The sequence below is a fragment of the Pseudomonas sp. genome (genome assembly GCF_017744435.1).
GTDB lineage: Bacteria > Pseudomonadota > Gammaproteobacteria > Pseudomonadales > Pseudomonadaceae > Aquipseudomonas.
Genome location: NZ_JAGIBG010000036.1, coordinates 51,805 through 74,344 on the forward strand (window position 1 = coordinate 51,805; position 22,540 = coordinate 74,344).

Consider the following 22,540-nt stretch of genomic DNA (forward strand, 5'->3'; position numbering starts at 1 on the left):
CCTGAAGTGGCCAACCATGCCCTTGAGGTCATTACCCAGCTGCGCCAGTTCGATACTGGACCGGGCATTGTCCTGCATCGCCAGCGCCGCCTGGTCGGCACTGCCCCGGATCTGCGTCACGCTACGGCTGATCTCTTCGGCCACCGAACTCTGCTGCTCCGCCGCCGCCGCAATCTGCTGGTTCATCTGCTGAATCAACGACACCGCCAGCGCAATGCTGCCCAGCGCGCTTTCGGTCTGCAGCGCATCGGCCACGGCCAGGCGCACCAGCTCGGTACTGCCGCGGATCTGCGCCACCGATTGCTGGGCATTGCCGCGCAGGCTGGCGACCAGGCGCTCGATTTCCTCGGTCGACTGCCGGGTACGCCGGGCCAGTGCCCGTACTTCGTCGGCCACCACCGCAAAACCCCGCCCCTGCTCACCCGCCCGGGCCGCTTCGATGGCTGCATTGAGCGCCAGCAGGTTGGTCTGCTCGGCGACGCTCTTGATCACCTCCAGCACATCGCCAATGGTGTGGATCTCGGCACTCAGGCTGTCGATGCCGGCGCTGGCCGTGTCCGCTGCCGTAGCCAATTGCTCGATACGCTGCATGCTCTCGCGCACCACGCGCTGCCCGGCGTCGACCTTGTCATCGGCAGCCTGCGCCGCCTGTGCGGCCTCTTCGGCATTGCGCGCCACGTCGTGCACGGTGGCGGTCATCTGCTGCATGGCGGTGGCCACCTGCTCGGTCTCTTCCTTCTGGCTGCCGACTTCGCGGTTGGTCTGCTCAGTCACCGCCGACAGCGCCTGGGCGCTGCCGGCCAGCTGCTCGATACCCTGCTGCAGGCCACTGACCACGCCGGACAACCCGGCGGCCATCTGCTGCATGGCCTGCATCAGCTGGCCAACTTCATCACTGCGCGCCGCCTCGTGTTCCAGGCTCAACTCTCCTGCGGCAATGCGCTGGGCACGGCCGATCACGCGCTTGAGCGGGCCAACCACGGCGCGGGTGATCAGCCAGGCGGCGAGCAGGCCCACCAGTAACGCCAGCCCGGTGGCGAAGGCGATGGCCAGGCTGTTGCGCGTCAGTTCTGCCTGCATGGCCTGCTGATCGACGGCATAGGCCTGGTCGACCCGGCCCGTGACTTGCTCGGCACGCGCCTGCAGCTGCGCCTTGATGCCTTGCTCCTTGCCCAGCAGGTCGGTGTATTCGTTGAGTTTGTCGGAGAAACTGGCAATGTGCCCGGCCACCTCGCCGAGCACACTCTGGTAGCCTGCATCACCGACGGCGGCCTTGAGCTGCTCGACCAGCTGCGCCGCCTCGACCGTCTGGGCGATGCGGCCTTGCTCCCCCTCCTCGCCCTTGCGGCTCTTGTCCAGGCGTACCCGCGCTTCGTCCATGGCCTGCAGCATCAGCCGCGACACTTGCGCCACCTGCCCGGCCTGTTCAAGAAACTCGCCACCTTGCTGGCCCTGGGACTGCTTGAGCGTGTAAGTGGCATCGTCGGCCAGGCCGGCCTGCAGTACATCAAGGTTGTTGGCCACGCTGGACACCGACCAACTGGCCATGTCCAGCGCCAGCTCCTTGGCCTGCACCGCTTCGACGAAGGCCTCGAAAGCCTGACCGTAAGCCGCCAGGTCAGCCTCGGCCGCCGTCAGCGCTGGCAGGCTGCGGGCGCGCTCGGCAAGGCTCTGCAGGCCGCTGCGCAAGGCCTCGGCCTCCTTGATGTCGGAGCGCAGGGCAAAGGCCTGCTCGTGCTGGCGCAGCCGCAGCAGGTCGGTATTGAGCTGGCCAAGCTGGCGCAGGCCGTCGAAGCGTTGGCCAACGCTGTGCAGCGCCGCGATGCCGATGGCCGCCACCGCGACAGTCAGCAGCAACACCAGGGCAAAACCCAGGCCCAATTTGCGGGCCATGCCCAGGTTGGCCAGAACACCGTGCCTGCTCGTCGCCATCGCCGATTCCCCTTCACCGTGCAAGGTTTTGCCAAGGGTCAAGCGTGGCAACGTTTTCGCCCTGCAAACAAGAGGTTGGCAGCAAAATGGTGTCAAATGGCTACGAGTGTGTCGCTATCAGCTAGCTGAAGGTCGCCCCGCGTGCTGAAGGAAGCCCTGGGCGCGGGTGTCCTGCCCGTAGGCGACGTTGATGCGCAGCCAATCGCTGCTGGCGCCTTGGTAGTCGAAGGCGCTGCCTGGGGTGAGTAACACCGCATGCTCCAGCGCCAGGCGTTCGAGGCTGGCGAAGTCACGCCCCGGCACTCGCGCCCAGACGAACATGCCGCCATACGGCTCGCAGAACACCTGCCAGCCGTACTGTTCCAGTTGCCCGAGCAATTTGGCCATGTGCTGCCCCAGCCGCACCCGCAGGCGCTGGACACTCTTGCGGTAGCTGCCGTTGGCCAGCATCTGCCCGACCACCTGTTCGGCGAAGCGCGAGGTGCCGATGCCGCTGACCATCTTCAGTTCGGCCAGGCGCGCCAGCAGGGGCGCGTCGGCCACCAGGTAGCCGACACGCAGCGAACTGCTCAGGGTTTTGGAGAAACTGGCCAGGTAGATCACCCGCTGCTCGCTGTCGAGGGTGGCCAGGCGGGTGGCAGGGCCTTCCTGGAAGTCGGCGTAGATATCGTCCTCGATGATGCGCAGGTCATGTTCGCGGGCCAGCTCCAGCAGACGATAGGCAACCTTGGGTGTGAGGCTGGTGCCGGTGGGGTTCTGGTACAGGCTGTTGGTGAACAGGCAACGCGGGTGGTGCTCGGCCAGCAGGCGTTCGAGCACTGCAAGGTCAGGGCCGGCCACCGTGCGCGGTACTGGCAGCATGCGCACCTGATGCTGGCGCAGCAGGTTGTACAGGTTGTAGTAGCCGGGGTTTTCTACCAACACGGTGTCGCCGGGGCGCAGCAAGGTACGCACCAGCAGGTCCAGGCCATGGCTGGCACCTTGTGTGGTGAGGATGCGCTCGGGCCCTGCAGCGATATCCACCCGTGCCAGGCGCTTGTGCAAGTGCTGGCGCAGGTTGGCCAGACCCAGCGGCGGGCAGTAGTCGAACAGGTCCTGCGGGTTGCCGCGGCTGACCTGGCGGATTGCCTGGGCCAGTTCGACGTCTGCGCGCCAGCTGTTCGGCAGCCAGCCGCAGCCGAGCTTGAGCAATTCGTCATGGCCTTCGCGGAACTGCCGCCAGTTGCCATCGCCCGCCTCGCCCCACACCGGTGGGTTGTCGGCGTCGAAAGTGGCTTTGCGTTCGGCAACGAAGAAACCGGTACCGTGGCGCGCCTCCAGCCAGCCGCTGGCGACCAGGCGGTCGTAGGCTTCGATCACGCAGGAGGCACTGACCGACTGATTATGGGCCAAGGTGCGGATCGACGGCAGACGGGCACCGGGGCGCAGGCGCTGCTGTTCGATCCAGGCTTGCAGGTGGTCGGTGAGTTGCTGCACCAGCGGGGTGGGGCTTCGGCGGTCGAGGGTGAAGTGCATGGCGATGGGTGTTTGCATATTTTGAGCGAACAGTTAAGCACAAATGGGGCTTGGGTGTGCCTTGTTGGGTGTAGGTGTGCAGGGCATTGTTTCCTGTACCGGCCCTTTCGCGGGCACGCCCGCTCCCACAGGTACAGCACAGGCCGTGAGCATTGTGGGTATCCTGTGGGAGCGGGCGTGCCCGCGAAAAGGCCGGTACTGACAATCCAAGAACCAGGACCGTACCCATGCCCTCGCGCCACTCCCCCGCCCTGCTGGCCTTCGCCCTGTGCCTGATCACCCTGGCGGTCAACCTGCAGGCCCCGCTCTACATCACCTACGCCGACCTCTCCGGCCAGGGCGCCGCTGCCACTGCGGTGGCCTTCTCCGGTTACGTGCTGGGCGTGCTGCCGGTGCTGCTGGCTCTGGGCGGGCTGGCCGACCGGGTCGGGCGACGGCCACTGATTCTCACCGCGCTTGTGCTGTCGATGGTTGCCACCCTGCTCATGCTGTTTGCACCGAGCCTGCAAACGCTGGGCGTGGCGCGTTTCTTCCTGGGCCTGGGCACCGGCCTGGCTTCGGCCACGGCAACCGCCTACATGGCTGAACTGATGGGCGCTAACAGCAGTGCCCGTGCCGCCAACTGGGTCACCGCCAGCACTTCGCTGGGCTTTGGCCTGGGCGCGGCGCTGACCAGCCTGTTCCTGCTGCGCGGCCCGAGCCTGACCCCCGGCAGCTTCCACTTGCAGTTGCTGCTTGGCGCAGTGGCTGTGCTGCTGGTGTGGCGCTTGCCCGACCCACGCCCGGCACAACGCAGCGCCATGCTACGCCTCCCCTTCTACCCTCGCGGCAGCGTGGTGTATGGCCTGGCCATTCTGCTGGCATGGGCCTGCGTCGGGCTGGTGATCGCCCTGCTGCCCGGGATTCTGCGCCAGCACGGTTTGAGCGCCTGGTCGGGGTTCTCGACGTTCTGCGTGATCAGCTGCGGCCTGCTGTTCCAGCCACTGGCCAGGCGCATGTCCAGCCGTGCGGCCACCTTGCTGGGCATGGCGATCCTGCCGTGCAGCTATGCCTTGCTGGCCTGGGGCGCCGACAGTGGCCGCCTGTGGGCGGTGCTGGCCGGCGCGGTGGCAGCCAGCAGCGCCTGTTATGGGTTCATCTACCTCGGCGGGCTGGCGGCGGTGAACGAACTGGCCGGGGCCGAGAAGACACGCGCCAGCGCGGGGTTCTTCCTGCTGGCCTACCTGGGTTTCAGCGTGCCGGTGATCCTGACCGGAGTCATGAGCGACCACCTGGGCTCGGGCATGGCCTTGCTGGGTTTTGGCGGGGTATTGCTGGTGGGCTGCGTGGCCGTTGCCGGGGCGTTGCAAGGCACAAGGCTAAGCATGCAACAAACCAACGGCCATTGAGCCGGCTCACCTCCGGACAGCGTCCTCCAGCAAGCGCTCCAGCAATCCCGTCGGGGTATGTTTGCGCAGGGCATCCGGCGCCACCGGTGGTGCCTTGCTGGCCAGAAACGCCTGAAGATCGCGCTGCTCATCCCCCAGCACATAGAAGCGGTCGGGATGATAGAAGGCAGTGTCCCTGACCCGCCAATTATCGGTGATCAGCTGCTTGTCGAAGAACGCAGCTTCCAGGGGACGCAAGGTCAGGCCGGTTTGACCCGCCTGATTGATCTCCACCAGCACATCGCAGGCCCTGGCCTTGGCCAGGTTGGCCTCGTAGGACAGCAACCTATCGATGTGGTAACTGCCCGGCGCCTGGGTAGTGCCGTCCTTCACGATCTGGAAATCAAGGTCGCAGCCGAGTCCGCCCAGCGCCTGCGCCAGGGCCTGCAGGCGCTGGGCGCGGCCCTTGTCGCGGCCCAGGAAGAAGCACAACGGCTTGTGCCTGACAGCCCCCTGTTCGGCTGTCGGCTGACAGGTGTTGACGGGGTCGAAAGGGAAAAACTGCTCCAGATGGAGCATGCCCAGACGCTCGCACTGCACAGGGTCGTAGCTGTAGATACGATCGAACAATGGCCGCATACGCTCGACGAAGGCGGCATCTACCAAGTCCCGCACCAGCAACACCCGCTGGCCGGGAAAGCCCAGCACCAGATGCAGCTGGCGCCTGCGCTTCAGTTGACCCTCATTACACACCAACAGGTCGCTGGCGGTGGCCCGGTTGGCGGCGCTGGCTCGCCTGCCAAGCCATTTCAATAATCCCGGAGCACCACCCAGCACTTGCGCCAGGCGCACAACCCTGCGCGCATAAGAAGGCAACTGGAACACCCGCACCGCGTGCGCCTGCGCCAGCTGCTCGATCATGATCTGTTCGTAGCGGGCTTGCCAGCCCAGGAAGTAGACAGTCACACGGGGTGGCTACACAAGAAAGCCTCAGGAACGCTGCCGAGGATTATCGCCTGGGCTTGGTCAAGGGTGACCTTGGGGATGACCGCACCCGGGATTCTCGACGTGGCAGACAGGTTGTAGACGGCAAAATGCTCGTCGACAACCTGTTCGGCCATCAGCTTCAGCGAGGGCAGGATGCGCCGCTCATAGGCTTCATCCAGGTGGCAGCGCGAAACCGCCTGGCCCGAGGTTTCATAAAAGCGCCCCACAGACTGGTCAAGGTCCACACCCACCAGGAAAACCTGATTGAAGCCCAGATGAAAGGCAATCTGCAGTGCCGCATAGGCTACCGTGCGCGCATCGAAAAAACCTTGCGAAAGGTCTTTGCTGAAACCCACCGAGCGTGAGCGGCTGCCCCAGAGTGCACGGCTGCGCACCACTTGCGGGTCGGGGTTGAAAAGCATGTCATACAGGCGCGAGCGGGCCGCCTTGGCCAGCGGGAAAATCTGCGCTTTGGTTGGCACCGGCAGAGACTCGATTTCATCCGGCCAGATTGCCAATCGCTGGCTGAGCCGCACCGCCTTTGCATAAAGGTCAGGCTGCTGGTGCGCAAACCCGGTGTCGGTGCACACGTAGAAGTAAGGACGCGGGCCTTGCTCCGGGAACATCGAGATCGCGCCGTTTAGCGTGATCATCGGCACATTCGCAAAGCGCTGCATGGGGAAGTCCTTTGCAGAGGCTCCCGACGCAATGATGAACACGGGCCCTTCGGCAATCCCCCGGCAGGCTGCGAAATCCATGATTGGGGCTTGCCGACCGGACTCGTTGACGATGACTGTTTCCACTGTTGCTCCCCAACACCTGAGAGCTGAATTATAGACAGCCGAGAATCAAATAGCCTATACACAACATAACTTTGAAGGTCAAGATTGAGCACTGCAACCGATTTTAGATCGCAGTAGCCCCGCCATCCACTGTCAGGCTGTGCCCGGTGGTGAACGCCGCGCCGTCACTGCACAGGTACAGCACCGCACTGGCAATTTCCTCGACCTTGCCGATGCGCCCGACCGGGTGCATCGCGGCGGCAAACTCAGCCTTGCGCGGGTCAGCCTCGTAGGCGCGGCGGAACATGTCGGTGTCGATCACCGCCGGGCACACGGCATTCACCCGGATACCCTTCTTGGCATACTCGATGGCGGCCGACTTGGTCAGGCCGATCACCGCATGCTTGGAGGCGGCGTAGATGCTCATCTTCGGTGCCGCGCCCAGGCCTGCCACCGAGGCTGTATTGACGATCGCACCGCCGCCCTGGGCCAGCAGCAGTGGTAACTGGTACTTCATGCACAGCCACACGCCCTTGACGTTGACGCCCATGATCGCGTCGAACTCGGCCTCGCTGCCCTCGGCCAGGCGTCCCTGTTCGATTTCGATGCCGGCATTGTTGTAGGCGTAGTCCAGCCGGCCATAGGCCTCGATGGCGCGCTCGTGCAGCTGGCGCACCTGGGCATCCTGGGTCACATCACAAGCCACGAACAGCGCGTTGCCACCCGATTCGCGAATCAAGGCCACCGTGGCCTCGCCGCCGACCGGGTCAAGATCGGCCACCACCACCTTCAGGCCTTCGCGGGCAAAGGCCAGTGCCGTCGCCCGGCCGATCCCTGCCGCACCGCCGGTGACCAGGGCTACCTGGCCGGAAAAGGTCATGCTCATCGTCTGCTCCTGAGGGTGATGAATTGGCCCTGAGTCTAGTCAGCCCACCGCCCGGCTGGGCAGCATCATCAAGGCAGCGGTTGGGCTACCATGCTTACCAGTGATTTTGCGGACCAACCTGCATCAGCGGGTTAAATTGACTGCTGTACCTCATCGCCCACAAGGACCTGCCATGACCCAGAGCAACCGCCGCTTCCTGCTTGCCAAACGACCGGTCGGCGCCGTGCGCCGTGACGACTTCACCTTCGAGACGGTCCCCGCCGAAGCCCCCGCCGCCGGCCAGATCCAGGTGCGCAACCTGTACCTGTCGCTGGACCCGGCCATGCGCGGCTGGATGAACGAAGGCAAGTCGTATATCCCGCCCGTCGCCCTTGGGCAGGTGATGCGCGCCCTAGGCGTCGGCGAAGTGGTCGCTTCCAACCATCCGGACTACAAGCCCGGCGACCAAGTCAGCGGCGCCCTCGGCGTGCAGGACTACTTCACCGGCGACCCCCAGGGCCTGCACAAGATCGACCCCAGGCTCGCCCCGCTGCCCCGCTACCTCTCGGCCCTGGGCATGACCGGCATGACCGCCTACTTCGCCCTGCTCGAGGTCGGCCAGCCGAAGGCCGGCGACACCGTGGTCATCTCCGGCGCGGCCGGCGCGGTGGGCAGCATCGTCGGCCAGATCGCCAAGCTCAAGGGCTGCCATGTGGTTGGCATCGCCGGTGGCGCGCAGAAGTGCCAGTACCTCAAGGACGAACTGGGCTTCGACGGCGTGATCGACTACAAGGCCGAGGACGTGTTGGCCGGCCTGAAGCGCGAATGCTCCAAGGGCGTCGACGTGTACTTCGACAACGTCGGCGGCGAAATCCTCGACGCCGTGCTCACCCGCATCAACTTCAAGGCGCGCATCGTCATCTGCGGCGCCATCAGCCAGTACAACAACAAGGAAGCTGTCAAAGGCCCGGCCAACTACCTGGCGCTGCTGGTAAACCGTGCACGCATGGAAGGTTTCGTGGTGATGGACCACGCCAAGGACTACGGCAAGGCCGCCCAGGAGATGGCCGGCTGGCTGGCCACAGGCAAGGTCAAGAGCAAGGAGGACGTGGTGGACGGGCTGGAGACGTTCCCCGAGACGCTGCTCAAGCTATTCAGCGGCGAGAACTTCGGCAAGTTGGTGTTGAAGGTTTGAGTCTGTAAGATTGGCTATCGCCACTGAAACCAGTGACTGGGATTTGCAGAGTAGACCATGATCAAGATCACCCCCACCATCGAGTGCTCCAACACCGCCCCGTTCGTCCTCTTCGGCGGCATCAACGTGCTCGAGTCCGAGGACCTGGCCCTGACCGCCTGCGCCGAGTACGTTCGGGTTACCGAGAAACTGGGCATCCCTTACGTGTTCAAGGCCAGCTTCGACAAGGCCAACCGCTCCTCGATCCACTCCTACCGTGGCCCGGGCATGGAAGAGGGCCTGCGCATCTTCGAGAAGGTAAAGGCCGAGTTCGGCGTCCCGATCATCACCGACGTGCATGAAATCCACCAGTGCGCGCCGGTGGCCGAAGTGGTCGACGTGCTGCAACTGCCAGCCTTCCTCGCCCGCCAGACCGACCTGGTGGTGGCCCTGGCCAAGACCGGCAAGCCGGTCAACATCAAGAAGCCACAGTTCCTCAGCCCCTCGCAGATGCAGAACATCGTGCACAAGTTCAAGGAAGCCGGTAACGACCAGCTGATCCTGTGCGACCGCGGCACCTGCATGGGCTACGACAACCTGGTGGTCGACATGCTGGGCTTTGGCGTGATGAAGCGCACCTGCGACAACCTGCCGATCATCTTCGACGTGACCCACGCCCTGCAGAACCGCGACCCGTCCGGCGCTGCCTCCGGTGGCCGCCGCGAGCAGGTCGTCGACCTCGCCCGCGCCGGCATGGCGGTTGGCCTGGCCGGGCTGTTTCTGGAGGCTCACCCGAACCCGGACCAGGCCAAGTGCGACGGCCCGAGTGCCCTGCCGCTGGATAAGCTAGAGCCTTTCCTTGCGCAGATCAAAGCGCTGGATGACCTGGTGAAAGGGTTTACGCCGCTGGTCATTGCCTGAGTCGATTTCGCGCCACGCAAAAAAGGCCGGCATGCACTGCATGCCGGCCTTTTTTCAGCTCCAAGGGTGTTGAGGAGCGTGGTCGAGCGTTAACTTCAGCGCATCACCGCTATGCAGCCTTTGCCCAAACCACATTGCCTAGGGCTTCTCGATCTTGACCACGTGACCGTTCGACCGGGTCAACTGGTCGACAGCTCAAGGCTGAACCACGACTCAAAAATGAAAAAGCGCAGCATCGCAGCCCTCTTGCCTGATCTGATTCAGCCGCGTATTTCAGCGACTACTGCCGCCAGTGCCTGCGCCGGGTCCGTCGCCTTGCTGATCGGGCGACCGATCACCAGATAATCCGAGCCGGCGTCCAGAGCCTGGCGCGGCGTAAGAATTCGACGCTGGTCATCCAGAGCGCTACCCGCCGGGCGAATTCCCGGGGTGACCAGTTGCAGGCCAGGGTGCGCAGCCTTCAATGCCGGCGCCTCAAGCGCCGAACATACCAACCCGTCCATGCCCGCCTTCTCGGCCAGCGCAGCGAGGCGCAGCACCTGCTCTTGTGGGGCAATATCCAGGCCAATGCCGGCCAGGTCCTCACGTTCCATGCTGGTCAGCACGGTCACGCCGATCAATAGTGGCTGCGGGCCGCTGCGCTTGGCCAGCTCTTCGCGGCAGGCCGACATCATGCGCAGGCCACCAGAGCAATGGACGTTGACCATCCACACCCCCATTTCGGCAGCCGCCTTGACGGCCATGGCGGTGGTGTTCGGAATATCGTGGAACTTCAGGTCGAGGAACACCTCGAAGCCCTTCTGGCACAGGCTTTCGACAATCCCCGAAGCGCTGCTGGTGAACAGCTCCTTGCCCACCTTTACCCGGCACAGGGCGGGATCGAGCTGGTCAGCCAGCTTCAGGGCAGCGTCACGAGTGGGAAAATCCAGGGCGACGATCAGGGGCGTCTGGCAGGCGGACATGGTCGAATTCTCTTGGCAAGTCGTAAACGGCGCGCATTGTAAACGAAGTGGCACAGGCTTTGGGGGCCGCGGGTCATCAGAATTGGCCCAGCAGGGAATGGCCCCTATAATTGAACCAATGGTCAAGGAAATCGCTCAACCGCTATACAAGCGAAACCCTCGACGCCACAGGAGAAAGACAATGCCCTGGTATGCTTGGCTGATACTCATCATAGCCCTCGGCTCGATCATTGGCGGGCTGATGCTGCTTCGAGATACGGCGAAGAAGCTGCCCCTGACCGAAGAGCAATTGCGTAAGGTGCATGAACGTAATGCCGAGGCGGATGCCAAGGATGCTCAGGACCGATAGCGCAGGTTGAATCTGCAGCGCCTGTGGGAACCGGCTTGTCGGCGATGAGGCCAGCACAGGCAAAAAGCCGGTTTGAGACCTGTCAACGGCACGCCGCTCCCACAGGACATGTCACTATTCCACCATCAGCCTGTCCCGATTGCGCTCCAGCAACGCGCTACCAATACCCCTGATTTCCAGCAGTTCGTCCACCGTGGCGAACGGCCCATTGGTATCTCGATACGCCACGATCGCTTCAGCCTTGGCCTTGCCGATCCCATTCAGTTTCTTTTGCAGCGTAGACGCATCGGCTGTGTTCAAATTCAACCGTTCGACCGGAGCCTGCACTTGGCTCACCAGCGGTACTGGCTCTGACGGCATCTTCGCAGCATCCGGCGCCGCGCTGAGGGAAAACGACAAGCCCGCGAACAGTGGCAGCAGCAGGTAATTGAGGACGGTATTGCGCATGAGGTCACTCCTGTGAGTTGAGGTTGCCGCAGCCAGTTTCATTGGCTGCCCCTACAACCTAGCGGGTTACAGGCAGTTGTTCCCAGTGGGCAATGGTTACCAAATCAGACGTCACAACATGTTGCACGCCTGCCGGCGAAGCTTCCTACGGCAGGGGTGCACAGGACTATCAGCCCTACAGGGCATGATCACGCAGCAAACGCAGCAAATACTGGCCATAGCCATTCTTGCGCATCGGCTCAGCCAGACTTTGGAGCTGCTCCGCATCGATCCACTTCTGGCGGAATGCCAGCTCCTCCGGGCAAGCGACCTTCAGGCCCTGCCGGCGCTCGAGCGTGGCGATGTAACCACTGGCTTCGAGCAGAGAATCATGGGTGCCGGTATCGAGCCAGGCATAGCCGCGGCCCATCACCTGAACCGACAATTGCCCACGCTCCAGATAGAGCCGGTTGATGTCGGTAATCTCCAGCTCACCACGCGCCGAGGGTTTGAGACCCTTGGCCATCTCAATTACGTCCAGGTCGTAGAAATACAGCCCTGTCACTGCATAGTTGGACTTAGGCTGCTGGGGTTTTTCCTCCAGGCTGACGGCCTTGCCACTGGCGTCGAACTCGACCACACCATAGCGCTCGGGGTCGGTCACATGGTAAGCGAACACACTCGCCCCTTCGTTGCGCGCCATTGCACCGACAAGCAAGTTGTGGAAGTCGTGGCCGTAGTAGATGTTGTCGCCCAGCACCAATGCCGACAAGTCGTTGCCGATGAAGCGCTCACCAATGATGAACGCCTGGGCCAGGCCATCCGGCGAAGGCTGCACCGCATAGCTGATGTTGATGCCCCACTGGTGGCCATCGCCCAGCAACTGCTCGAAGCGTGGCGTGTCCAGGGGTGTGGAGATGATCAGGATATCGCGGATACCCGCCAGCATCAGCGTGGTCAGCGGGTAGTAGATCATCGGTTTGTCGTACACCGGCAGCAGCTGCTTGGAGATCGCCAGTGTCGCCGGGTGCAGGCGCGTGCCCGAACCGCCTGCCAGAATGATGCCTTTGCGTTGCTTGAATGTGCTCATTTGTCGTGCTTCCCTGAACGGCAGCTGTAGTTTTTTTCAACCCATTCGCGATAACTGCCCGACTGCACACCCTCGACCCACGCAGCATTGTCCAGGTACCACTGCACTGTCTTGCGGATACCAGTCTCGAACGTTTCACTCGGTTTCCAGCCTAGTTCGCGCTCAAGCTTGCGGGCATCGATGGCGTAGCGTCTATCATGCCCCGGACGGTCGGCAACATAGGTGATCTGCGCCGCATAGGGCTTGCCGTCTGCCCGTGGGCGCAGCTCATCCAGCAGGGAGCAGACGCGCTCGACGATCTCCAGGTTCGGTTTCTCGTTCCAGCCACCGACGTTGTACACCTCACCTACCTTACCGGCTTCCAGTACCCGGCGAATGGCGCTGCAATGGTCCTTGACGTAAAGCCAGTCGCGAATCTGCTGACCATCGCCATACACCGGCAAGGCCTTGCCACTCAGCGCGTTGACGATCACCAGTGGAATGAGTTTTTCCGGAAAGTGCAGTGGCCCGTAATTGTTAGAGCAGTTGGTGGTCAGCACGGGCAAGCCGTAGGTGTGGTGATAGGAGCGCACCAAGTGATCGCTGCCCGCCTTGCTCGCCGAATAGGGGCTGTTGGGTTGGTACTGATGGGTTTCGGTGAACGCCGGCTCACCGGCCTTGAGCGAGCCGTACACCTCATCGGTGGATACATGCAGAAACCGGAATGCTTCCTGCCCTGCACCATCCAGGCCCTGCCAATAACTCCGAACCGCTTCGAGCAACTGGAAGGTGCCGACCACATTGGTTTCGACGAACGCCTGCGGGCCGTGGATGGAGCGGTCGACATGCGACTCGGCAGCAAAGTTGAGCACCGCGCGCGGCTGGTGCTCGGCCAGCAGCCGCTGCAACAGCGCAGTGTCACCGATATCCCCGTGCACAAACACATGCTGCGGGTTGCCTTGCAGGCTGGCCAAGCTTTGCAGATTGCCGGCGTAGGTCAGTTTGTCGAGGTTGATGAGGGTTTCGCCCGATTGGTTCACCCAATCCAGTACGAAGTTCGAACCGATAAAGCCGGCGCCGCCGGTAACCAGGATAGTCATTGGTTCAGGTAGATCTCATGCGGGTCGGTAGGAAAGATGCCGCTATTGTAAACGGGATTATAGGAAACGTATCGGCTGGGGTGGGGTTTGTCATTCGATGTTCGGGGGCTTGGCTTGAGAGTTTCTGCACTCATTGAGATCGAGCGCCACCTGCACTACGCATCGCGGGCAAGCCCGCTGCCATGTACGGACTCGCCTGCCTTGTCCAGGCCGGGTGCGCGGACGGTGCACAGCTCATCCTACTGACAACTCATGGAGCAGCGCGTAAAGTACCCGCCTTTTGAAACCTGGCGACTGAACCGTCCCCAACTGTCAAATTCGATAAGGAATTCAATGCCGTGAATGCACTGCTTCACCGAGCACCGATCGTAGCGTGCGCAATCGGTACATTCTTGTTACTAAGTTGGCTGCTCAAATTCAGCGCATACGGAGTCGATTTCACTGACGAAAGTTTCTATCTGGTTTGGATCTCCACGCCGTTTCTCTACAGCGGCTCCACTACCCAGTTCGGCTTTGTTTACCACCCGCTCTACCAACTGTTGGGAGGTGATATCACTGCCTTGCGGCAAGCGAACATTCTTATCACCTTTACCCTCGCCTGGGGGTTGTGCCAAACGTTCCTCAACTCGATCTCGCCAAAGCAGCCAGGGCAACGCTGGCCACAAGTGACCATGAGTGCTGGCCTGGCAACAGCCGCCTTGCTGATTTTCGATACCTGGTTGGTTACTCCAAGCTACAACAGCCTGAATCTGCAGGCACTACTGATCACGGCCATCGGCTTGTTGATGGCGGACAGACCCCTGCATCGCGCCAGCCTGGCAGGCTGGATGCTGATCGGTATCGGCGGTTGGCTCGCGTTCATGGCCAAACCGAGTAGCGCCCTGGCGCTGGCGCTAGCCGTGATCGTGTGGTTGCTGGCCTTGCGACGAGGCTCCGTGCGCTCGCTGGTGCTCACTGGCGTCAGTGCGCTTTTGCCATTGCTGGCCAGTGCCTGGCTGATCGACGGCTCTGTCGTCGCGTTCGCGGCACGCATTCAAAGGGGTATCCAGCTAACCCAGGACTTGGCCGGGGGACATACACTGCTTGATATCCTGAGGATCGACAGCGTTCCGCTGGACATACGACTCCTGAGTTTGCTGCTGGCGACGTCCTTCGCCATCGTCATCGCCACGGGATGCCAGGTGGCAAACAACATGCGCTGGTGGTACCTGAGCCTGCCATTGTCCCTCGCGTTTTTCGTCCTCACTGCAGCGCAGGTGCTCGGCCAGCACCTCTGGGTTGTCTATCTTGGACCGTACCAGAGCATATGGGTCTTCGCTGTGGTGCTGGCTGCACTGTTGGTTTGCCTCGCCACCGGACGCCTCAGGGCACTGGCCAGCATCACCCCGGCGCAATGGGTCATTGCCGGGCTGTTCATGGTCACTCCGCACATATACGCATTCGGCACCAATGGAAACTACTGGGATGCCGGAGGAAGCGCCGCGATCTTCTGGTTGCTCGCCGGGTTGACCTTGCTGGCACCGCTGATCCGACAACAGGCTTCGTGGTTCCCCCTGCTTCCCGCCACACTGGCCACCCAGGCGATGGTAGCCACCCTGCTGCAAAGTGGCTTTGAGCACCCTTACCGCCAGCCCCAGCCCCTGAGGCTCAACACCAGCATTCAATCTTTGGGTGCCGATGGGGCCAAGCTCCAGTTATCCGAAGATTACGCGCAGTACTTCTCCAACGCGATCAAGGTTGCTCAAACGGCGGGGTTGCAGCCAGGCACGCCGATGATCGATCTGTCTGGCCAGTCGCCAGGCATCCTTTATGCGCTAGGCGCCAAAAATATCGGTCAGGCGTGGCTGATGGGCGGCTACCCCGGCAGCCTCAAGCGCGCCACCGATGCGCTTTCGCTGGTGAATTGCCAGACGATCGCAGCTTCGTGGGTGCTCTGGGAGCCAAACGGCCCGCGCAGCCTGCCCACTGAAACGTTATTGCAGCAAGGCGCTCGATTCCCAGACGACTATCGCCAAGTAGGCACCTGGCGAACCGCGCCTGGTGCTGGCGGATTTGCCTTTGTACGGGAACAGGTCCTCTATGCTCCCGTCAACGTCGCAGGCACTACACGTGCTTGCCAGGCCAAGAGAGAACAATGATGCCAACCACTGAGAACCTTTCGACTCCCAACGACCATCGCTCGGGCATTAGTGTGGTGGTGCCGGTCTATCGCAGCAAAGATACCCTGCACACTTTCCACGAGCGGATCTCACGACAACTGGATGCCCTCACCGATGATTGGGAATTGATCCTGGTTGACGACGCCAGCCCGGACGAAACCTGGAGCATCGCGTGCGAGCTACATGACAAGGATGCCCGTGTCAGGTGCATTCGCCTGGCGCGCAACTTTGGGCAGCAACACGCTACCTTGTGTGGCTTGAACTATGCCAGCAAGGGCTACGTATTCACCATCGATGACGACCTGCAGTGCTTCCCTGAAGACTTGCCGCTGTTCACCGAACAGCTTGATGCCGGAAAGCGAGTCGTCATTGGCAAGATCAACACCTCCGAGAAACAGCACCACTGGTGGCGCAATCTCGGCTCACGGCTCAACCAGCACCTCGCGGGCAAGATCATCGGAAAACCCAAGGCGATGGGCCTGTCCAGCTTCCGTGCCATGACCCTGGATGTGGCTCGCAAGCTGACCGCCTACAAAGGCGCACATCCGCATATCGCCGCGATGCTGTTCAAAACGGTGCCGCACTCGCTGATCTGTAACGTGCCCATCCGCCATGCCTCTCGTCTGGATGGGCAGAAAACCACTTACTCAGTGGCCAAACTGATCAAGACGTTGTCATATCTGGTCATTAACCACTCCTATCTGCCGTTGCGCTTCATGATCGGCTGGGGGGGGGTGGTCAGCGTACTGAGTATCGCCTATGCCATCTGGGTCATCATCCAATCCATATTTGCCGAGCATTCCGCACCCGGCTGGGCGTCTCTGGCTGTGCTGGTGTCATTCCTGAGCGGCAACATACTGCTGGCACTGGGTGTACTCGGGGAATACCTTGGCCGCCTGGTGGAAGAAGCCAGCAACGTTGAACAGTTTTCGGTTTTTGAAGAGAAGCTCTGATGATCCCTCGCCACGACCACGCTCACCGCTTCAACATAAGTGATCACTTCGCCGCCGAAGACATCGTCCAGGACGGCGGCTTCGCCACTCTCGATGAAGTCGACACCATCACATTGGGTAGCCTGGTGTACTGCCAGGCCCTGCATTACCTGCTAAAGGCTGCAAACAACCCAAATGTCTCTGCGGTTGTCTGCCCGCCCGCGCTGGTTGACGAACTGACCGGCACCGGCAAGGCAATCGTCGCCGCCGAAGACCCGCGCCGCGCATTCTTCGAACTGTATCTGCGGCTCAAGGCCAGCGGTGACATCCTCCCTCAAATGACCTACGGAATCGGTGAGGGCTGCAACATCCATCCCAGCGCGGTGGTATCGCCCAAAGCTAAACTGGGCAAACGTGTGGTGGTTGGTGCCCACAGCGTGATCGAAGATTATTGCGAGCTCGGCGACGACGTCGAGATTGGAGCCAATGTGATCATCGGTGCCGAAGGCCTGCTGACCCTTCGCCAGGCTGACGGCCGGCTCGTGCGAGTCGGCCATGCCGGCGGCGTCACGATCAGTGAGGGCTGTCAGATCCTATCGGGCGCGGTCATTGCCAAGTCATTGTTTCGCGGCTTCACGTTCATTGGTCCGCACAGCCAGGTCGGCATCATGACCAACATCGGCCATGGCGCCTATGTGGGTGAGGCCTGTGTCATCTCGGGCAATTCCGTCATTGCTGGGCGCAGCCGCCTGGAGGATCGAGTGTGGGTAGGCACTTCGGCATCGATCGCGCAGGGCTTGGTAGTGGGCCGAGGCGCGCAAATCAAGATGGGCGCAGTGGTGGTGGCCGATGTTCCGGCCGGCGCGGTGATGTCGGGTAACTTTGCCGTCAATCACCGAGTGAACATGGCCCGCTACCTGAAAGGAACCGTCTGATGGATCGCTATCTGCTCAATATTGGCTTCAAAGGTGAACGCAGCTATATCCAGGGGGCGGATATGCTTGATCGCGCGATGCAAGTTATTCGACAACATCAGTTGATCGAAATCCGTGATATCGAATTCATTATCCAGCGCATGACCCACCAGAACTTGCAGCTTGAAATAGAACGTGCAACAGACGCCCGAAAAGTTGCTGCCGATGATATCGCCGTCATTAAATTCACGGTTGGCGAAGAACGGCTATTGGCGCGGATAACGACAGCATCGGGCTCACCGCAGGTTCGCGTGCCGTATGACGAATCGCCAGTCACCCGGCACTGCCAGATCGATAGCGTCAGCAGGAGCATACGATTGGCCGAGGACAGCTCCGGCCACAGCAGCATCGAAAGGCTGGTGTCGATGAACAAGGCCTTGCACCTGGCCGTGCTTGAGAAGCCCGCCGACACGCAATGGGTATTTTGCCGCTGGGACAGTCCAAAATGGCCGCTGCCCGAGGACTTGAATCACGCCACAATCATCTTGAGACAAACGCTGGGATCACGCTTGACCCGTGCCGACGTCATGTTGAATGACTGCCAGCTGGGGCAAATCTATTTCAGCGCCAAGCCGGCATCGTGATAGCATCCGCCGCAGAAAAGCAACCGCATGACCTGAACCTGCGCCGTCTCGACCCAAGCTGTGCGCAGCAGCAATGTGCATCAAAAGATAAGGAACATGAAATGCCTGTCACCCGTGAAGATATTGTCGACGTGATCCGCAAGGCAAAGGCGATCGAAGCACCGGAAAGCCTGCGACCGGAGATGAACATTACCGAACAGGGGGTTGACTCTCTGGGCCTGTTCAGCATCGTCCTGGCCGTACAGGATGCCTATGGCATCGCGAACAACGACGCTGAGGTAGACCAGCTGCACACCCTCGACGATCTCGTGGCTTACGCCAATACTCACCGCACGTGAAACCCATGAGTGCGAGTCAAGGGCGCCTCGTCGACTTATTTCGAAAAGGCACCCGCTACCCGATTGTTCGGTATGGAATCGTTGGGGTGCTCAATAACCTGCGCGGCTACTTGATCTACCTGTTGTTGACGTGGCTCTGGCTCGAGCCCAAGACAGCGGTAACTATCATGTATCCCGTGAGCGCTGCCATGGCTTATTTCGGGCATGCGCGCTATTCGTTTTCGTATCAGGGGAGCGCGCGGTACGGGGCACTTCGTTACTGTATTGCCCATGTGATCGGCTACACTGCAAGCATCGGCATCCTTTACGTGCTTTCCGACAAGTTGGGATTTGCTCACCAACTGGTGCGAATTTTCGCCATTTTCGCAGTGGCCGGGATCCTTTACATACTTTACCGTTATTTCGTGTTCCCCAATCGCCCAACGTCGCCCTGAGCTAACCATGCTTCTATTCCCTTCGTGCGATAAACAGCATGTCAATGCTGAACTAGCCTGCCCTCAGCGCCAGTTCGCACCTGCGCGGATCGATGGTGTCCTGGCTTGGGCGCCTGAGCTTGCAAAGCAGAACGACAGCGTTCCCGAGTCAAGCTTCGAAGGGCTAGCTCGCGTAGAAGCCGGCGGCTTTTGGTTCAGATTACGCAATGCGATCGTGCACGGGGACTGAACCTCCCCGCAAGCGGTCCCGCCTGCTGGTCGCTATCAAGAACACTTAGTCGGCATACCCCAACCACCTCTCGAGCATCGAAGCTGCACCGTCATCCCTCACAATCGAACGCTGATGATCCGTATCGCACTTATCGACAGACGTCGTAAGTTAATAGGTACCAACCCATGACTGAAAAGATTCCGTTCAACCGTCCTTACATGACCGGTAAAGAGCTGTACTACATCGCCGAAGCCAAGTTCGGGAACAAACTGGCTGGCGATGGCCCCTTTACTATGCGTTGCCACGACTGGCTGGAACATAAAAGCGGCTGCAACAAGGCGTTGCTCACCCACTCCTGCACCGCCGCGCTGGAAATGGCGGCCCTGCTGCTGGACATTCAGCCAGGCGACGAAGTCATCATGCCTTCGTACACCTTCGTATCCACAGCCAATGCCTTCGTACTGCGGGGAGGCGTGCCGGTTTTCGTGGACATTCGCGAGGACACGCTGAACCTTGACGAGCGCCTGATCGAAGCCGCCATCACGCCACGCACCCGCGCCATCGTGCCGGTGCACTATGCAGGCATTGCCTGCGACATGGACGCCATCATGGCAATCGCCGCACGTCATGGGTTGAAAGTGGTGGAGGATGCAGCCCAAGGCGTTATGGCCACCTACAAAGGTCGCCCACTGGGTAGCATCGGCGATCTGGGCGCCTACAGCTTCCATGAAACCAAGAACGTCATCTCGGGCGAAGGCGGCGCGCTGCTGATCAACGATCCGGCACTGAAGCTGCGCGCAGAAATCATTCGTGAGAAAGGCACCGACCGCAGCCGCTTCTTCCGCGGCGAAGTGGACAAATACACTTGGCAGGAAGTGGGCTCGTCGTTCCTGCCAGGCGAACTCATCGCAGCGTTTCTCTGGGCACAGCTGGAGGAAGCCGAGCAGATCACCGAAGACCGCTTGGCGATCTGGCAACGCTACCATGACCTGGTACAGCCCCTGGAACAACAAGGCCTCTTGCGTCGGCCCATCATTCCAGCAGACTGCCAGCATAATGCCCATATGTACTACGTACTGCTAGCGCCCGGGATCGACCGCCAGCACGTGCTGGCTGAACTGAAGAAAAACGACATAAACGCCGTATTCCACTATGTTCCGCTGCATGGATCCCCAGCCGGGCGGCGCTACGGGCGCACCCATGGCGACCTGACGGTTACCGAGAGGCAATCGGAGCGTCTGTTGCGACTGCCGCTGTGGCACGGCCTGTCGCTGCAACAGCAGGAGCGAATCGTACAGACACTTCACAAAGCCGTGATCTGATCGTCTGCCCGCACTTTTCGTGCTCCAGCCCCGCGCCAATCGCCGAACGCCGTTCGGTAAATGGTACGGGGCCTGGGCTTTTCCAGACAACGACAACACCTCGATTGAGTGCAGGCCTAAGGTTCAAGCCGGCGCTGCTGGTAGATCCAGTCAACGATATCCCCCTCAGGGGCATAGCCAATCACGGTTTCACGCAGCGACTGGCGGACCCGCACAAAGTCATCGCGCGATGCCGCGTCCAGCAACTGCGCCAACGCGTCTTTAAGTGCGTCCCACTGAATGAAGTCTTCATTGGCACTCATGATCATCGGGTGCCGCGTGGCAAGTACGTTGTCTCCAATCAGGAGCTCTTCGTACAACTTCTCTCCCGGACGCAGCCCGGTGAATTCGATGGCGATGTCACCCATGGGATTGCGTTCGTTGCGCACGCTGAATCCAGAGAGGTGGATCATTTTTTCCGCCAACTCGACAATGCGCACCGGCTCCCCCATGTCGAGCACAAAAACATCGCCGCCCTTACCCATCGAGCCGGCCTGAATCACCAACTGCGCGGCCTCGGGAATAGTCATGAAGTAGCGTGTGATCTTCGGATGGGTGACCGTCAGCGGACCGCCTGCCTTGATCTGCTTGTGGAACAGGGGAATTACCGACCCCGAAGAGCCAAGTACGTTACCAAACCGGACCATGGTGAATCGGGTTTTGTTGACCTGCGAAACGTTACCAGAATCGCCGAACAGGACTGGGGCCAACTCTCGGCTCAGTGCCTGCAGCGTCATCTCGGCCAGGCGCTTGGTACTGCCCATCACATTGGTAGGCCGCACCGCCTTGTCGGTGGAGATCAGCACAAAGTTGGCCACTCCCGCCTGCAACGCGGCCTGGGCGGTGTGCAAAGTCCCGATCACATTGTTCAGCAGGCCCTCAGTGATGTTGTGCTCGACCATGGGCACGTGCTTGTAGGCGGCCGCGTGGTAAACCGTGTCGACACGCCAGGTTTTCATGATGTCGAACATCTGTGCCTGATTACGCACTGAACCCAGGATCGGGATCAGGCAAACCGGAAGGGACTCGCGGGCTACACGCTGCTCCAGTTCCGAGAGGATGCTGTAGAGATTGAACTCGCTGTGATCGACAAGCAGCAGAGTGCGAGGCGCCTGGCCGAGAATCTGACGGCACAGTTCGGAACCGATCGAGCCGCCAGCGCCAGTAACCAAAACAATCTGATCGACAATGCAGCGCTCCAGCAGATCATGTTGCGCTGGCACAGCATCGCGGCCAAGCAAGTCGGCAATGTCGACTTCCTGGATGTCATCAACCTTGACCTTGCCGCTGGCCAGGTCCATGAAACCAGGCACACTGCGCACATGCAGCGGGAAAGGCTCAAGATAGTTGAGAATCTCCCGGCGACGGGTTCGCGGTGCCGATGGGATCGCCAACAGGATCTCCTGGGCCCCAGTAACATCGATCATCTGTTGCAACTGATCGGGATGATAAACCTGAAGCCCTGCAATGACACGGTCAGTGATGCTGCCGTCATCATCGATGAATGCAACAGGACGCATGGCTTTATCCATACGCAGCGCAGCGACCAGTTGGTTGCCGGCAGCACCGGCGCCGTAGATGGCCACTTTGGGTAGACCATCGTCACGATTGGCAAACGGAACATGCTGAACGGCTGCGGAAAACCAGTCGCCGAGGAAGTATTGACGCATGGCCAGACGCAATCCGCCGACCATGATCAGGCTGAGCCACCAGTAGTTGAATGTGATTGAACGCGGCACGACGTTCTGGTGACTGCCTGACCAATAGATGATGAAACCGAGTATCAAGGCAGACAGCGAGACAGCCTTGATGATGGTAATCAACGCGTCGTTGCCAAAATAGCGCATGACCGCACGATACAAGCCAAAGCGAATGAACAGCGGGATCGAGACCGCGGGCGCACACAGGAAAAGCCACGTGTGATCAACCATGGGATTTGCCAGATCATCGAGGCCGAGGCGGACTACAAAAGCCATCCACAGCGCTATCCATACCAGCACGATATCGGTCATGACCTGCAGTAGTCGCTTATGCCGCCGTGGCAGAGCCAGCAGTTTTGTACGCACGTTATCCATAAATCCTCTTGGGCTTTCCTCGC

The 22,540-nt window shown here is 61.0% G+C and carries 21 protein-coding genes; 11 read left to right on the forward strand and 10 right to left on the reverse strand.

Features of this window, described 5'->3' with window-relative positions; translation table 11 throughout:
- Both J7573_RS21360 and J7573_RS21365 read right to left on the reverse strand, forming a co-directional pair.
- Positions 1 to 1,932 (reverse strand): methyl-accepting chemotaxis protein (locus J7573_RS21360; RefSeq protein WP_294340108.1); only part of this gene is annotated, 1,932 nt, incomplete at its 3' end.
- Between the two features lie 117 nt (positions 1,933 to 2,049).
- Positions 2,050 to 3,447: a PLP-dependent aminotransferase family protein gene (locus J7573_RS21365; protein ID WP_294340175.1), complete on the reverse strand. Its 1,398-nt coding sequence runs from the start codon at positions 3,445 to 3,447 to the stop codon at positions 2,050 to 2,052.
- A 227-nt stretch (positions 3,448 to 3,674) separates the two neighbouring features.
- Between J7573_RS21365 and J7573_RS21370 the strand changes: the two genes are divergently transcribed.
- A complete protein-coding gene (locus J7573_RS21370) occupies positions 3,675 to 4,835 on the forward strand; it encodes an MFS transporter (RefSeq protein ID WP_294340110.1) in 1,161 nt (386 codons plus the stop codon).
- A 6-nt stretch (positions 4,836 to 4,841) separates the two neighbouring features.
- Here the strand turns inward: J7573_RS21370 and J7573_RS21375 are convergent, their stop codons facing one another.
- From J7573_RS21375 to J7573_RS21385, 3 genes are all read right to left on the reverse strand, one after another.
- Positions 4,842 to 5,780, reverse strand: a complete 939-nt coding sequence (locus J7573_RS21375; RefSeq protein WP_294340112.1) for a hypothetical protein — start codon at positions 5,778 to 5,780, stop codon at positions 4,842 to 4,844.
- Positions 5,777 to 6,559 (reverse strand): lipopolysaccharide biosynthesis protein, encoded by a 783-nt coding sequence (locus J7573_RS21380; protein ID WP_294340176.1) that lies wholly within the window; start codon positions 6,557 to 6,559, stop codon positions 5,777 to 5,779. The genes J7573_RS21375 and J7573_RS21380 overlap by 4 nt, the downstream gene beginning before the upstream one ends.
- A 148-nt stretch (positions 6,560 to 6,707) precedes the next feature.
- Positions 6,708 to 7,469, reverse strand: a complete 762-nt coding sequence (locus tag J7573_RS21385; RefSeq protein WP_294340113.1) for an SDR family oxidoreductase — start codon at positions 7,467 to 7,469, stop codon at positions 6,708 to 6,710.
- A 172-nt stretch (positions 7,470 to 7,641) separates the two neighbouring features.
- On the opposite strand from J7573_RS21385, the gene J7573_RS21390 reads away from it, so the two are divergent.
- Together J7573_RS21390 and kdsA are read left to right on the forward strand one after the other, a co-directional pair.
- A complete protein-coding gene (locus J7573_RS21390) occupies positions 7,642 to 8,643 on the forward strand; it encodes an NADP-dependent oxidoreductase (protein ID WP_294340115.1) in 1,002 nt (333 codons plus the stop codon).
- Between the two features lie 57 nt (positions 8,644 to 8,700).
- On the forward strand, positions 8,701 to 9,543 hold the full coding sequence (kdsA, locus tag J7573_RS21395) for a 3-deoxy-8-phosphooctulonate synthase (RefSeq protein WP_294340116.1): 843 nt from the start codon (positions 8,701 to 8,703) through the stop codon (positions 9,541 to 9,543).
- 260 nt (positions 9,544 to 9,803) lie between these two features.
- Here the strand turns inward: kdsA and pyrF are convergent, their stop codons facing one another.
- A complete protein-coding gene (pyrF, locus tag J7573_RS21400) occupies positions 9,804 to 10,505 on the reverse strand; it encodes an orotidine-5'-phosphate decarboxylase (RefSeq protein WP_294340118.1) in 702 nt (233 codons plus the stop codon).
- 181 nt (positions 10,506 to 10,686) lie between these two features.
- Here pyrF and J7573_RS21405 point away from each other — a divergent pair, with 181 nt between their 5' ends.
- Entirely contained in the window at positions 10,687 to 10,854 is a 168-nt protein-coding gene (locus J7573_RS21405; RefSeq protein WP_186688940.1) for a DUF2897 family protein, read from the forward strand.
- 114 nt (positions 10,855 to 10,968) lie between these two features.
- Here the strand turns inward: J7573_RS21405 and J7573_RS21410 are convergent, their stop codons facing one another.
- The 3 genes from J7573_RS21410 to rfbB form a co-directional block, all read right to left on the reverse strand.
- Positions 10,969 to 11,301: a ComEA family DNA-binding protein gene (locus tag J7573_RS21410; protein WP_294340122.1), complete on the reverse strand. Its 333-nt coding sequence runs from the start codon at positions 11,299 to 11,301 to the stop codon at positions 10,969 to 10,971.
- A 175-nt stretch (positions 11,302 to 11,476) separates the two neighbouring features.
- Complete coding sequence (gene rfbA / locus J7573_RS21415; RefSeq protein ID WP_294340125.1) at positions 11,477 to 12,370, reverse strand: glucose-1-phosphate thymidylyltransferase RfbA; 894 nt, start codon at positions 12,368 to 12,370, stop codon at positions 11,477 to 11,479.
- Positions 12,367 to 13,449 (reverse strand): dTDP-glucose 4,6-dehydratase, encoded by a 1,083-nt coding sequence (rfbB, locus tag J7573_RS21420; RefSeq protein WP_294340126.1) that lies wholly within the window; start codon positions 13,447 to 13,449, stop codon positions 12,367 to 12,369. Before rfbB ends, rfbA begins: the two co-directional genes overlap by 4 nt.
- Before the next feature lie 338 nt (positions 13,450 to 13,787).
- Between rfbB and J7573_RS21425 the strand changes: the two genes are divergently transcribed.
- The 7 genes from J7573_RS21425 to rffA all read left to right on the forward strand — a co-directional run bounded on the left by J7573_RS21425 (position 13,788) and on the right by rffA (position 20,403).
- Positions 13,788 to 15,587 (forward strand): hypothetical protein, encoded by a 1,800-nt coding sequence (locus J7573_RS21425; RefSeq protein WP_294340128.1) that lies wholly within the window; start codon positions 13,788 to 13,790, stop codon positions 15,585 to 15,587.
- Complete coding sequence (locus tag J7573_RS21430; RefSeq protein WP_294340130.1) at positions 15,584 to 16,561, forward strand: glycosyltransferase family 2 protein; 978 nt, start codon at positions 15,584 to 15,586, stop codon at positions 16,559 to 16,561. The genes J7573_RS21425 and J7573_RS21430 overlap by 4 nt, the downstream gene beginning before the upstream one ends.
- Entirely contained in the window at positions 16,561 to 17,475 is a 915-nt protein-coding gene (locus J7573_RS21435) for a hypothetical protein (protein WP_294340131.1), read from the forward strand. Before J7573_RS21430 ends, J7573_RS21435 begins: the two co-directional genes overlap by 1 nt.
- Positions 17,475 to 18,098 carry a hypothetical protein gene (locus tag J7573_RS21440; RefSeq protein WP_294340133.1) on the forward strand — a complete coding sequence of 208 codons (624 nt, stop codon included), beginning with the start codon at positions 17,475 to 17,477 and terminating at the stop codon, positions 18,096 to 18,098. The genes J7573_RS21435 and J7573_RS21440 overlap by 1 nt, the downstream gene beginning before the upstream one ends.
- A gap of 101 nt (positions 18,099 to 18,199) precedes the next feature.
- Positions 18,200 to 18,436, forward strand: coding sequence for an acyl carrier protein (locus J7573_RS21445; protein ID WP_294340134.1), 237 nt, complete (start codon positions 18,200 to 18,202; stop codon positions 18,434 to 18,436).
- Positions 18,437 to 18,441: 5 nt separating this feature from the next.
- Entirely contained in the window at positions 18,442 to 18,870 is a 429-nt protein-coding gene (locus J7573_RS21450; RefSeq protein ID WP_294340135.1) for a GtrA family protein, read from the forward strand.
- 396 nt (positions 18,871 to 19,266) lie between these two features.
- Positions 19,267 to 20,403, forward strand: a complete 1,137-nt coding sequence (gene rffA, locus J7573_RS21455) for a dTDP-4-amino-4,6-dideoxygalactose transaminase (protein WP_294340137.1) — start codon at positions 19,267 to 19,269, stop codon at positions 20,401 to 20,403.
- Positions 20,404 to 20,519: 116 nt separating this feature from the next.
- Here rffA and J7573_RS21460 read toward each other — a convergent pair whose 3' ends face one another.
- Positions 20,520 to 22,517: a nucleoside-diphosphate sugar epimerase/dehydratase gene (locus J7573_RS21460; RefSeq protein WP_294340139.1), complete on the reverse strand. Its 1,998-nt coding sequence runs from the start codon at positions 22,515 to 22,517 to the stop codon at positions 20,520 to 20,522.
- Between the last annotated feature and the right edge of the window lie 23 nt (positions 22,518 to 22,540).